Origin of the sequence: Sorangium aterium (assembly GCF_028368935.1) — a bacterium.
Classification (GTDB): domain Bacteria; phylum Myxococcota_A; class Polyangia; order Polyangiales; family Polyangiaceae; genus Sorangium; species Sorangium atrum.
Genome location: NZ_JAQNDK010000005.1, coordinates 176,040 through 187,801, shown reverse-complemented (window position 1 = coordinate 187,801; position 11,762 = coordinate 176,040). Strand labels below are relative to the sequence as shown.

7 protein-coding genes are annotated in these 11,762 nt (G+C 69.1%); 5 read left to right on the top strand and 2 right to left on the bottom strand.

Features of this window, described 5'->3' with window-relative positions:
- Positions 1 to 8: 8 nt before the first annotated feature.
- Positions 9 to 659, top strand: a complete 651-nt coding sequence (gene bioD, locus POL72_RS38965) for an ATP-dependent dethiobiotin synthetase BioD (protein WP_272101928.1) — start codon at positions 9 to 11, stop codon at positions 657 to 659.
- A gap of 147 nt (positions 660 to 806) precedes the next feature.
- On the opposite strand, the gene POL72_RS38960 is transcribed toward bioD, so the two are convergent.
- Entirely contained in the window at positions 807 to 1,463 is a 657-nt protein-coding gene (locus POL72_RS38960; protein WP_272101927.1) for an ABC transporter ATP-binding protein, read from the bottom strand.
- 24 nt (positions 1,464 to 1,487) lie between these two features.
- Positions 1,488 to 2,840 (bottom strand): serine/threonine-protein kinase, encoded by a 1,353-nt coding sequence (locus POL72_RS38955; protein ID WP_272101926.1) that lies wholly within the window; start codon positions 2,838 to 2,840, stop codon positions 1,488 to 1,490.
- Positions 2,841 to 3,594: 754 nt separating this feature from the next.
- Here POL72_RS38955 and dnaN point away from each other — a divergent pair.
- The 4 genes from dnaN (at position 3,595) to clpB (ending at position 11,725) form a co-directional block, all read left to right on the top strand.
- Positions 3,595 to 4,725 (top strand): DNA polymerase III subunit beta, encoded by a 1,131-nt coding sequence (dnaN, locus tag POL72_RS38950; protein ID WP_272101925.1) that lies wholly within the window; start codon positions 3,595 to 3,597, stop codon positions 4,723 to 4,725.
- A complete protein-coding gene (recF, locus tag POL72_RS38945; protein ID WP_272101924.1) occupies positions 4,722 to 5,873 on the top strand; it encodes a DNA replication/repair protein RecF in 1,152 nt (383 codons plus the stop codon). The genes dnaN and recF overlap by 4 nt, the downstream gene beginning before the upstream one ends.
- 457 nt (positions 5,874 to 6,330) lie before the next feature.
- The gene (gene gyrB, locus POL72_RS38940; RefSeq protein WP_272101923.1) at positions 6,331 to 8,829 is read left to right on the top strand and encodes a DNA topoisomerase (ATP-hydrolyzing) subunit B; all 2,499 of its coding nucleotides are present in this window, start codon (positions 6,331 to 6,333) and stop codon (positions 8,827 to 8,829) included.
- A gap of 286 nt (positions 8,830 to 9,115) precedes the next feature.
- Positions 9,116 to 11,725: an ATP-dependent chaperone ClpB gene (clpB, locus tag POL72_RS38935; protein WP_272101922.1), complete on the top strand. Its 2,610-nt coding sequence runs from the start codon at positions 9,116 to 9,118 to the stop codon at positions 11,723 to 11,725.
- Positions 11,726 to 11,762: the final 37 nt, after the last annotated feature.

Here is an 11,762-nt window from a genome sequence, read left to right as displayed (position 1 = left end):
GGGTCGCGGTGGTCGGAACCGGGACCGGGGTGGGCAAGACACACGTGTCGGTCGCGCTGGTCGCAGCGCTGGCAGCTCGCGGCAACAAGGTCTGCGGCTTGAAGCCCATCGAGTCGGGCGTCGACGGCACCTCGACGACCGACGCCGAACACCTGGCGCTCGTCAGCTCGGTCCAACCCGAGCCAGCACCCTACCGCTTCGCCGAGCCGCTCTCCCCTCACCTGGCAGCGCGCCGTTGCGGACGCGCCATCTCGCTGGAGGTCGCCGGCGCGTGGGTCGACAGGCAGCCAGCTCCCCTTGCCATCGTGGAGAGCGCCGGCGCGCTCCTCTCCCCGCTCGGACCAGGACTGACGAACGCAGACCTCGTGCGCGCACTCTCCCCCGATGCCGTCGTGCTGGTCGGCCTCGACCGGCTAGGCATCCTTCACGAGGTCGCTTGCTGCACGCTCGCCCTCCGTGCGCTCGCTCCTGGTCTTCCGCCAGCCGTGATCGTGCTGAACCCGCCGGCAGCGCCCGACGCATCGACTGGCACAAACGCGGGGGAGCTTGCCGCGCTCGGCATCGCTTCCGGCGCGGTGGTGATGCCGCGCGCGGCTCCAACCGCACCGGCTTCACTCGCCGCGGCGCAGGTCGCCCTGGCACGCCTCGCAATGTCCTAACGAGACATCGTCACGTTCGAGGGGTGGCCAGCCTCGACGTCGTGAGAAATCAAGCCGGGCTACCGGACCCGAGTACCTGGTCCTGAGCTCCGGTCCGAGAACACGCTCGGTGGGTTCGCGGGACTTCCGAAAGATCGGTGCGCGTCGTCAGGGAGCGTCGGTGACGACGCGACCCCGCTCCAGCACCAGACGGGCAGCCGCCCGCTCTCGGAAGACCTCCGGCTCGTGGGACACCACGACCACCGCGGCCCCTCGCTCGACCTCCGCCTCCACGACCGTGAGGAGTCGCGCGACGCCGCCGCGGTCAAGACCCGTGGTCGGCTCATCCAGCAGCACCAGCGACGGGTGGTGCACCAGCGCTCGCGCGAGCGCGATTCGTTGCCGCTGGCCGCGCGAACACGTGCGGAGCGGCCTTAGCGCAAAGCTCCCGAGCTCGAAGCGCTCCTCGGCATGACGCCACGCTTCGTGCGCGTCGAGCCCGTGGAAGCCGGCCGCCAGCTCGACGTTCTGCCGACCGGAGAGGTCCGGGTACGCCAGCGACTCGTGGGACAGCCAGCCGATGGTGCCGCGAGCCATCCCGGCATCGTCGCCGAGCGGCTCGTAGCTCACAGCGCCCGACGTGGGACGGATCACGGTCCCGAGGATCCCGAGCAGCGTCGATTTGCCGGACCCGTTCGCCCCCTCGATGAGCGTCAATCGCCCTGCCTCGATCGTCGCGTTCACTCCGCGCAACGCCGCCGTCGCTCCGTAGGTCTTCACGACGCCACGGGCCACCACGCGCTCGATCGTCCTCACAGCGCTCACCTCGCTCCTGCGCTCGCGTTCCCGTCAGCTCTTGTCGCCGCCTCGAGCGCGACCTTCGCCCTGAACGACCGTGGTGATGTCCTCCGGGAACGCTGGCGGATCAACGACAGTCGCCTCGGAATCGTCGGAGAGCTCCGCTTCCGCTTCGAGCGGGCTCAACGACGGAATCGTCGGTCGATCTTCCGACTCATCTTCCCGAGACTGCCCGTCACCCGTCTCCGCGACCGGCTCGCTCGGCCTGCGCACAGCGCTGCCATCGGACGACCGCAGCGACCGCGCGCCATGAGGGACCTGCAGCCCTGTGCTGCAGTCCGCCGTCTGCGGTTCCTTCCTCGCCGCTGCCTCCACGCCGCGATCGCCCGCCACGACGACCCTGCCAGGGTCACTCCCCTGCTCACCCTCTCCGAGCCGAGCGAACATCATCGTGCCGTCGTCGGACTGTTCGCCGACGACATCACGAACGGCGACGCGCTCCGCCACCTGGCGCTTCTGTGACACCGGCACCTGGTTCTTGAACCGCCGCAGCGCTTCCAGGAACTCCCGCGCGCTCTGGAATCGTTCATCCCGCGCCTTCGCCAGGGCGCGATCCACGAGGCGAGAGAGGCCGGGCGGAATCGTCGGATCGAGCTCCGTCATCGGCCGGTGCCACAGCGTGAGGATCTGGACGAGCAATGCGTTGTAGTTGCGGGCCACGAACGGGCGCTGGCCTGTCAGCGCCTCGTACAGGATCACGCCCGCAGCCCACAGATCGAGCCGGCGGTCAAGCTCCGCGTCGCCCCGTGCCTGTTCGGGCGCCATGTAATACGGCGTGCCCATCACCATGCCGGTGCGGGTCAGATCCATCATCACCCCATCCACGCCTGGGGCCTGGGAGATGCCGAAATCGAGCAGCTTGGCCACCGGCAACATGCCGGCGCGCTCCGAGAGGAAGATGTTCTCTGGCTTCAGATCACGGTGGACGACCCCCCGATCATGCGCCGTGACCAGCGCCGAGAGCACCTGAAGCATGATGTCGACGAGCTCGTTCGGCGGAACGACACCGCAGCGCTCGATCCGCTGCGCCAGCGTCTCCCCATGGAGGCGCTCCATCACGAGGTAGGGGCTGCCGTCAGGGAGCCACCCCATGTCGTACACTTCACAGATGTTGGGATGACCGATCCGTCCGGCGACACGAGCCTCGTGCTCCAGCCTCGAGATGGCCTCGCGCTTCTGGGTCTCCCGCGGATGCATCACCTTGACGGCGACCAGCCGCCCGATCTGGAGGTGCTCCGCCTCGTACACAGCGCCCATCCCCCCCTCCCCGATGATGGCGGTGACCGCGTACTTGTCGCCGATCACGTGGCCGAGCAGCGAGCGCCCGGAAGAGGTCGGGCTCACGCCGGGGTTCCTCGGCCACGCCGGCGTCCGCGAGCCCGCCGCGGGAGACGACGAAGCGCGCGGCGCGATCGCCCGCTGCTCTGGACCCGGCGCCAGCGCGCCACGCACCGATGAGCTCGGTTGCACGCCCGCCGGCCACCTCAGCAACGGCGGCGCCACCCTCGACGGAGGACGCGCTGCTGGCCGAGGAATCGGCTGCAACGGAGCCACGCCAGCGCGAGGGCCCGGGCGCGAGGGCGGCGCATCGCTCGGAGCGACGACCAGCCCGGTCGCCGGACACACGACCACCGCGAGATCGTGGTGGCTACCGCAGTGGATACACCGCACCGAACTCAAGTCCGTACAATTTGAAATACTCCATCCAGGTGCCGCTCGGAACTGCACAGCGCATCGGGCAGAGCACGTGGGCAGCGCTCGGTTCCACATCACCCCGCACGCCCCCTGGGGGATCCTTGGGGATAACCCCGCCGGCAACCCTGGGGGCAAAACGGGGGAGATCGGCCATCCGCCAGCTCTCCCCTGTCCACCTACCCCTGAGGACGGTCCATTTACCCCAGGGCGTCCGCTTCTAACTCATTGGATTCGTTGCGCATTCTGAGTTATCCCCGCCCTCCACAGCGCCTACGACGAAGACGATGTCTTTATCTATCTATTTCATGGAAGAAAGAGGCGTTGCGCAAGGTCACGCGAGCGCTCATTTCCGGCGCACCCCCGGGCGATAACCCTGCTAAAGGGAGCGGCTCCGGAGTCGGCTATGGACCTTGTGATCCCCAAGAAAGATCTGCTTCGCCTCGTCGCGCGCTGCCAAGGCGTGGCGGACAAGAAGAGCGCCATGCCCGCGCTCGCCAACGTCCTGCTGGCCGCCGAGGGCAACGCGGTCCGCGTCGCCGCGACCGACCTGTACCTCGGCGTCACCGGCCAGACCCACGCGGACATCAAGACCGGCGGCACCGTCGCGGTCCCCGCCAGGGACCTGCTGGAGCGCGTGAAGGCCATGCCCGATGGCCCGATCCAGATCACCACCACCGAGGGCGCGCACACGTCGCTCAAGGCCGTGGGATCGCCCCGGCGCTACACGCTCCCCGGGCTCCCCGGCTCGGAGTTCCCGCAGCTGCCTGCCCCGGCGCAGGACGCGCCCTCGCTGGAGCTCCCCGTCGAGCAGCTCGCGCTCCTGATCACCCGGACCCACTTCTCGATCTCGACCGACGAGACCCGCGCCCACGTGAACAGCGCCCTGTTCGAGTGGGCCGGCGATCGCGTCAGGATGGTGACCACCGACGGCCATCGGCTCTCCAAGATGGAGGCGACCGTGTCGGGCAGCTCCGCGACGGCCACCATGCTCATCCCGCTCAAGGCGATCACGGAGCTCCGCCGCCTCGCCGAAGAGGCGCGCGCCGAGAAGGAGACCCCGATGGTCGCCATCACCCAGAGCGGGCCGAACGCCTTCTTCAACATCGCCGGGATGCAGTTCTCGGTGAAGCTCGTCGACGCGCAGTTCCCGCCCTACCAGCAGGTCATCCCGTCCGTCACCGAGCGCTCGGTCCGCGCCCCCCGCGTCGCGTTCGCCGAGGCCCTCCGCGCCATCGCGCTCGCCGCCAACGACCGCACCGGCGGCGTCAAGCTGTCGATCGCGCCGGGGACGCTCCGCATCACCAGCGAGAGCCCCGACACCGGCGCCGGCTTCGACGAGGTGGCCGTCGACTACAGCGGACCCGAGGTCACCATCGGCTTCAACGCGAAGTACTTCCTCGACGTGCTCGCCTCGATCGACGACGAGGAGGTCATCCTCGGCATCTCCGGCGAGCTCGACCCCGCCGTGATCCGGCCCGGCAGCGAGTCGAACCAGCAGAGCTACGTCGCCGTCATCATGCCGATGCGGATTTGAGCGCGCCCTCCGACGAGCCCGAGGGGCGCTCCCCGAGCCTCCTCCTCGAGCGGCTCCACATCCGCGAGTTCCGGAACCTCGGTCGCGTCGATGTCGAGCCAGCGCCGCGCATCAACGTGATCGCGGGCAACAACGGGCAGGGAAAGACGAGCCTGCTCGAGGCGATCTACTTCGCCGCGACCTCGAGGAGCTTCCGCACCCACCGGCTGGCCGAGCTGGTCCGCCACGGCGCCCCCATCGCAAGCGCGCGCGCGCGCTTCGTCGAGCGACGGGACGCGCTGCAGCCGCTCGCGCGCGAGCAGACCGCCGCCGTGGAGCACAAGCGGTGCGTCGTGCGGATCGACGGCAACCGGCCTCCGAGCCTGGCGAGCTTCGCGACGCGATCGCCGGTCGTCGCCTTCCACGCGGAGGAGCTCGCGCTGTCCACCGGGCCCGCGAGCGCGCGGCGCACGCTGCTCGATCGCCTGGCGCTCTTCATGGACCCGCAGAGCGCCGACCACCGGGCCCGCTACGCGCAGGCGCTCCGCGCGCGCCACGAGCTGCTCCACCGCGGCGGGGGAGCGCAGGCCCAGGCGAGCCCCGAGCTCGACGCGTTCGAGGCGCTCTGCGCCCTCCACGGCGCGGCGCTGACCCGCGCCCGCGAGGCGGCCGTCCAGGCGCTGGCGCCGGAGCTCACGAACGCCTTCGCCCGCATCGCCGCGCCCAACCTGACGCTGGCCGCGCGGTACGCGCCGGGCGGCAGCGGCGCCGCCGAGCAGGCGCGCGAGGCGCTGCGCGAGCAGCGCCGCCGCGACGCGCACCGGCCGAGCGCGGGCTTCGGTCCCCACCGCGACGACCTGGTGCTCGAGCTCGACGGCCACCCCGCCCGCGTTGTCGCCTCGCAGGGCCAGCACAGGGCCCTCACGCTCGCGCTCAAAGCAGCCGAGACCGCTGCGATTGCTTCCGTCCGGGGCGTAGAACCGATCCTCCTGCTCGACGACGTGTCGAGCGAGCTCGATCCCGACCGGACCGCGGCGCTGTTCATGTTCCTCGGAATGGCGCGCGGACAGGTATTCCTGACGACCACGCGGCGCGATCTCATCGTCACGCCGGGCGTACCTTCCTCGGAGCGGCGCGATTTTCACGTCGAAGGCGGCGCGGTCGGCTGACGTTCGTTCGTCGCGGGCGCGCCGGGCTGCCGCCGGGCTGCCGGACGCACGCGGCGCGCGGCGCCCGGCGCGCGCGACGAACGTCAGCCGACCGCGCCGCGACCGCCGTCAAACGCGTTGATCCCGGCCCCGGAGCGCGCGAGTTGGGATGCTCCGGACGCGCCCGCGATGGGCACCGAAAATACGGTGTTACGAGGCTTCCGGACCCGGCGAAACGCTTGCCCGAGCCCCTGATTTCGGCTACATTTCCGCAGTCTTTACGGGGCATCGACGAGCGGTCCGCGCGTGAACGCTCATGGCCCCGGAATCGATCCGGCGCCGCGGCCGCGGCGCCCGGGTCTCACCAGACGAGCTGCCATCGAGCCGGCCCCTCCACTGCAAGAACTCCGGCAATCCGAGCGGCCTCCGCCGCTCTGCGCCCCCGGTGAGAGGCGGCGGGCGCGCCACCAGGACCGAGATGACGGAACCCACCCTGAGCCAGCCGACCGACCTCACCAAGGCGTCGTATGACGCCCACAGCATCACGGCGCTCGAAGGCCTTGAAGCGGTGCGAAAGCGACCCGGCATGTACATCGGCGATGTGCACGACGGATCGGGGCTCCACCACCTGGTCTGGGAAGCCATCGACAACGCGGTCGACGAGCACCTCGCCGGCGCCTGCACGGAGATCAGGGTCACCGTCCACTTCGACGGCTCGGTGTCGATCGAGGACAACGGCCGCGGGATCCCGGTCGGGATGCACGCCAAGGGCGTGAGCGCGGCAGAGGTCGTCATGACCGTCCTCCACGCCGGCGGCAAGTTCGACAACTCCAGCTACAAGGTCTCTGCGGGCTTGCACGGCGTCGGCGTGAGCGCCGTGAACGCCGTCTCCGAGTGGCTGAAGCTCGAGATCAAGCGGGAAGGAAAGCTCTGGTTTCAGGAGTACGCCCGGGGCGTGCCGAAGGCGCCGCTCAAGGGGATCGGCGTGACGGACAAGACGGGGACGAAGCTCACCTTCAAGCCCGATCCGCTCGTCTTCAGCACAGTCGAGTTCAGCTTCGACATCCTGGCGAGCCGCCTGCGCGAGCTCGCGTTTCTGAACGCCGGGCTCATCATCCACCTCCACGACCAGCGCCCCGACGGGAGAACGGAAGTCTACGAGTACAAGGGGGGCATCTCCGAGTTCGTGTCGCTCCTCAACAAGACCAAGGAGCCGATTCACGACGACGTGATCAGCTTCGTGTCGCAGCATGAGGCCGGCGCCACAGGCGACGGCGCGAACGGCCGCGGCAGCTCCGCGGCTCCGCCGGTCGGCGTGGAGGTCGCGCTGCAGTGGAACGGCTCCTATACGGAAGCCATCTTCTGTTACACGAACAACGTCCACAACAAGGACGGCGGCACCCACCTCACCGGGCTCCGCGCCGCGCTCACGAAGACCATCAACAACTACGGGAGCGCGCACAACCTCTTCAAGGAGCTGAAGCAGGGCCTGCAGGGCGAGGACGCGCGTGAGGGCCTGACGTGCGTGCTCAGCATCAAGCACCCGGACCCGTCGTTCGACTCGCAGACGAAATCCAAGCTCGTGTCGAGCGAGGTCAAGGGCATCGTCGAGGCCGCCGTCAGCGACAAGCTCGGGCAGTACTTCGAAGAGAACCCCCAGAGCGCGAAGAAGATCATCGAGAAGGCGGTCGTCGCCGCGAAGGCGCGCGAGGCGGCCCGCAAGGCCCGCGAGGTGATCCGCAAGGGCTCGCTCGACGTGACCTCGCTCTCGGGCAAGCTCGCCGACTGCCAGTCCAAGGACCCGGAGAAGAGCGAGATCTACATCGTCGAGGGCGAGAGCGCCGGCGGCAGCGCCAAGATGGGGCGCGACCGGCACTTCCAGGCGATCCTCCCGCTGAAGGGGAAGATCCTGAACGTCGAGCGCGCGCGGCTCGACCGGATGCTGAGCTCCGCCGAGGTGGGCACGCTGATCACCGCGCTCGGCTGTGGGATCAACGACGCCGGCGGCTTCGAGATCGACAAGCTCCGCTACCAGAAGATCATCCTGATGACGGACGCCGACGTCGACGGATCCCACATCCGCACGCTGCTGCTGACCTTCTTCTTCCGGCAGATGCCGGAGATCATGGAGAAGGGGTACCTGTTCATCGCGCAGCCGCCGCTCTACCGCGTGCGCAAGGGCAAGCGGGACCTGTACCTGAAGGACCAGGGCGCCCTGGACGAGTTCCTCGTGGGCAACGCCGTGGACGGGCTCGAGATCGTCGCCAGCGGCGCCCAGACGGGCATCGCGGGCCAGCCGCTCTACCGGCTGGCGCAGCGGCTGAAGCGGTTCCGCGCCGTGCTCTCCAACATCGACAAGCGCTGTGACGCGCGGATCGTGGCGGCGCTGCTGCGGTCGAGCGGGCTCGGGCGCGACGATCTGCGCGAGACCAAGAAGGTCGCCGCGGCCGCCGACGAGCTCCGCGCCTACCTGAAGCAGCGCTATCCGGACCTGTTCCCGCTCACGCTGTCGACGCCCCGGGACACGGAGCACGGGACGAGCCGGATCGAGGTCGTGCCGCGCCCGGGCGCGAGCGCGCGAAAGAGCGTCATCGACTGGGATCTGGTGAACTCGCCGGAGTACCAGGAAGCCTGGTCGATCGAGCAGGACCTCCGGTCCATCGGCGCGCCCCCGTACCGGGCGCGCACCTCGAGCGGCGAGGAGACCCTGGAGAACGGAGAGTCGCTCGTCGAGTACATCGAGGAGCGCGGCAAGAAGGGCATCTCGATCAGCCGTTACAAGGGCCTCGGCGAGATGAACGCCGACGAGCTCTGGGAAACGACGATGAACCCGGACGCTCGGACTCTCCTCCAGGTCCGCATCGACGATGCGGTGAAGACGGACGAGCTCTTCACGATCCTGATGGGGGATCAGGTCGAGCCGCGGCGCAACTTCATCGAGCAGAACGCGCTCAACGTGAAGAACCTCGATATCTGAGCCCCACGGCCAGGGCGCGCGGCTCCTGCGCGCCCGGCGCGGCTCCTGCGCCCGGGCGCGGCGCCTCGGCCCCGCGCCCGGGCGTGCGTGCGTCGAGCCCCTCGCTCGATGCGCATGGCCGGGGGGTTGACACGGCGCTGCTGCTGCATCGCTCACCTGCCCTGTTCGCTCGTCATCCCTTCAGCGCCTCTTCGGCGTCCCATCAGCGCCCTTCAGCGTTTTTGGCAAGCCGCTTGCCTGGCCGTCCCCTTGCTAGGCGGGGCACCCGCCTTAGCTTCGAGGGGCCATGAAAATCGAGCGAATGACGACGAAGGCCCAAGAGGCCATACGAGAGGCTGTCGACTTCGGCAGCCGTCGGGGAAACCCCGAGCTCTATCCCGAGCACCTTGTGCGGGCGATCGTCAGCCAGGACGGCGGCGTCGGCGCGCCTCTGGTGCAGAAGGCAGGCGCCGATCCGGCGGGCGTGCTGCGCCTCCTCGACGCGAAGATCGACACCTATCCTCGCGTCAGCGGCGGCGCCGAGCCGAACCTGTCGAGGCGCGCGCTCACGGTCCTGCAAAAGGCCGAAGACGAGGCGAAGGCGCTCAAGGACGAGTACATCTCGACAGAGCACGTCCTGCTCGCCGGCATCAAGGCCGACAAGGAGATCCAATCGATCTTCGAACGAGCGGGGCTCTCGTACGACAAGCTCCTCTCGTCGCTCGCGGCCGTGCGTGGCAATCAGCGCGTGACGGACCGGGACCCCGAGGGGAAGTTCCAGGCGCTCGAGAAGTACACACGGGATCTCACGAAGCTCGCTCGACAGGGCAAGATCGATCCGGTGATCGGGCGAGACGAGGAGATCCGGCGCGTCATCCAGGTGCTCTCGCGGCGCACCAAGAACAATCCGGTGCTCATCGGCGAGCCCGGCGTCGGCAAGACGGCGATCGTCGAGGGCATCGCGCAGCGCATCGTCGCGGGCGATGTGCCGGAGTCGCTCAAGGACAAGACCATCGCCGCGCTCGATCTCGCCGCCATGGTCGCAGGCTCGAAGTTCCGCGGGGAGTTCGAGGATCGGCTCAAGGCCGTGCTCAAGGAGATCGAGGGCTCGAACGGCCGCATCATCCTGTTCATCGACGAGCTTCACACGCTGGTGGGCGCCGGCGCGGCCGAGGGCGCCATGGACGCGGCCAACATGCTGAAGCCGGCGCTCGCGCGCGGTGAGCTCCGGTGCATCGGCGCGACCACCCTCGACGAGTACCGCAAGCGGATCGAGAAGGACGCGGCGCTGGAGCGGCGGTTCCAGCAGGTGCTCGTCACGCAGCCCAGCGTCGAGGACACGATCGCTATCCTGCGAGGCCTCAAGGAGAAGTACGAGGTCCACCACGGGATCCGCATCCAGGACGCGGCGCTCGTCGGGGCCGCCGTCCTGTCGAACCGGTACATCACCGAGCGCTTTTTGCCCGACAAGGCGATCGATCTGGTCGACGAGGCGGCGTCGAAGATCCGTATGGAGATCGATAGCCTGCCCACGCCGATCGATCAGGTCGAGCGCGATCTGCTCAAGCTGCAGATGGAGGAGCAGGCGCTCAAGCGCGAGAGCGACAAGGCGAGCAAGGTCCGCCTCGACGAGGTGCGGCGCGAGATCGCCGAGCTCCAGGGGCAGCGCGACGCGATGCGGGCGCAGTGGATGCGCGAGAAGGAGCTCATCTCCGAGCTGCGCCGGCTCAAGCCGCAGATCGAGGAGCTCCGGCTCGAGGAGGAGCGGCTGAAGCGCGCCGGAGACCTCGGGCGCGCCGCGGAGATCCATTACGGCAAGATCCCGGAGATCGAGAAGCAGCTCGAGTCGATCCGCGCCACCCTCTCCCAGGTGCAGTCGAAGCAGAGCTACCTGAAGGAGGAGGTCACCGACGAGGACATCGCCGCGGTCGTCTCGAAATGGACCGGGATCCCCGTCTCCAAGATGCTCGAGAGCGAGATGCAGAAGCTGCTGCGCCTCGAGGAGGAGCTGCGCCGGCGGGTCGTCGGGCAGGAGGACGCGCTCCGCGCGGTGTCGAACGCCATCCGGCGCTCGAGGGCCGGGCTCGGCGACGAGCGCCGGCCGATCGGATCGTTCCTGTTCCTCGGGCCGACCGGCGTCGGCAAGACCGAGCTCGCGCGCGCGCTCGCCGAGATCCTCTTCGACGACGAGAAGGCCATGGTGCGGCTCGATATGAGCGAGTACGGGGAGCGCCACGCGGTGGCCCGCCTGATCGGCGCGCCGCCCGGGTACGTCGGCTACGAGGAGGGCGGCCAGCTCACGGAGCCGGTGCGCCGACGGCCGTACAGCGTGGTGCTGTTCGACGAGATCGAGAAGGCCCACCCGGACATCTGGAACACGCTCCTCCAGGTGCTCGACGACGGTCGCCTGACCGACGGCCAGGGGCACACGGTCGATTTCAAGAACACGATCATCATCCTGACATCGAACCTCGGGACGCCGGCGGCCGCGGCGATCGAGGAGCGAGCGAACCTGCCGGCGGACGAGAAGGCCGAGCTCGTGAGGAGGGCCGTCATCGAGGAGGTGCGGAAGCACTTCCGCCCGGAGTTCTTGAATCGCCTCGACGATCTCATCGTGTTCCGGCGGCTGGCGCGCGAGCAGATGGAGCAGATCGTCGATATCCAGCTCGACCTGCTGCGAAAGCGCCTGGATCGACGCGGGCTGCTTTTCACCATCTCGTCCGAGGCGAAGGGCTACCTCATCGAGCAGGGGTGGGATCCGCAGTACGGCGCGAGGCCGCTGAAGCGCGCCATCCAGCGGAGCATCGAGGACGAGCTCGCGAAGCGGATCCTCGGCGGCGAGTTCAAGCAGGGAGACACGGTGCGGATCGACCGCGGGGCCGGAGGGCTCACCTTCACGCGCGCAGCGCCGAACTGACGCTCGCCGGCCCGCGCCTGCGTCAGCGCTCGGCCTG

What these genes read in the sequence shown, in the direction of transcription:
- gyrB (WP_272101923.1), top strand. Translation starts at nt 6,331, where the DNA reads ATGACGGAACCCACCCTGAGCCAGCCGACCGACCTCACCAAGGCGTCG.
- clpB (WP_272101922.1), top strand. Translation starts at nt 9,116, where the DNA reads ATGAAAATCGAGCGAATGACGACGAAGGCCCAAGAGGCCATACGAGAG.
- dnaN (WP_272101925.1), top strand. Translation starts at nt 3,595, where the DNA reads ATGGACCTTGTGATCCCCAAGAAAGATCTGCTTCGCCTCGTCGCGCGC.